Source organism: Mesorhizobium sp. M7A.F.Ca.US.014.04.1.1 (assembly GCF_003998745.1).
Lineage (GTDB): Bacteria > Pseudomonadota > Alphaproteobacteria > Rhizobiales > Rhizobiaceae > Mesorhizobium > Mesorhizobium ciceri.
Genome location: NZ_RZRW01001177.1, coordinates 1 through 906 on the forward strand (window position 1 = coordinate 1; position 906 = coordinate 906).

Genomic DNA, 906 nt, shown 5'->3' on the forward strand with positions numbered 1-906 from the left:
GCGGTCGCCGAGGAGATCGAGCGCGCCTCGCCGCCATCGCTGTTTGCCCATGACGCGCTGATTGCCGGCTCCGACGCCTATCTCGCCGCCATGCGCGCGCCCGGACGCACGCGGCTGCTGCTGCTCGACGGCCCGGCCGTGCTTGGCCGCGCCGCCATGGACGCGATCGGCAAGCGCCGGGGCAACCGCTCTCTGCGCGAAGGGCTGGTCGCGGCGATGCGGGCGCAGACGATGACGAGATTGCCGGCCGACGCGCTGACAGCACTGCTCGGCTCCGCCTGCGACCGTGCCGCCCTGGCCATCGAGGCCGGCGCCTCAGCGCAAGATTACCGCGCCGTGCTCATGGCGCTGATCGATGGGCTGTCTCGTGCTCCTCATCCGGCACCTCGCCCGGTTCGAACTCGTTGAAGCAGCCGAGCTGGCGCTTGAACTGGTCGATCAGCCAGGCCGCCGCCGGCTTCGGGCTGCGATCGCTGCGATGCATGGCAAACAGCGGCGAGCTCCCCTCCCTGAAGGATTCGAGGTCGATCTCGACCAGCCGGCCGCTCGCCAGGTCGTCTGATATCAGCCAGCGCGGCAGCCCGCCCCAGCCCAGCCCCTCGCGCATCAGCATATGCTTGGTGCGCACATCCGTCAGCCGCCAGGTACGGTAGGCATAGACGCCGAAGTCGCGCCCCTTGGTGCGCTCCGACTGGTCGGTGACGACAAGTTGGGTGTGTTCGCGCGCATCCTCGATCGCCACCGGTTTCGGCAGCAAGGCCAGCGGGTGGGTGGGCGCGGCGGCCAGCACGATCGACATGAAGCCGATGCGCACAAGGTTCACGTCGACATCGCCCAGCAGGCCGCCAATGCCAAGGTCGGCCTGACCGCTGACGACATGGTCGGGGATCAGGCCGAGCGTGCCGA

Annotated in this window: 1 protein-coding gene and 1 pseudogene; one reads left to right on the forward strand and one right to left on the reverse strand. The window is 69.4% G+C overall.

What is annotated here, in order from left to right; all coding sequences use genetic code 11:
- Positions 1–408 (forward strand): annotated as a pseudogene (locus EOA22_RS35385) (TetR/AcrR family transcriptional regulator); the annotation flags it as partial.
- On the opposite strand, the gene EOA22_RS35390 reads toward EOA22_RS35385, so the two are convergent.
- On the reverse strand, positions 341–906 hold a 566-nt coding region (locus EOA22_RS35390; protein ID WP_245478784.1), incomplete at its 5' end, for a LysR substrate-binding domain-containing protein. The pseudogene EOA22_RS35385 and the gene EOA22_RS35390 overlap by 68 nt on opposite strands.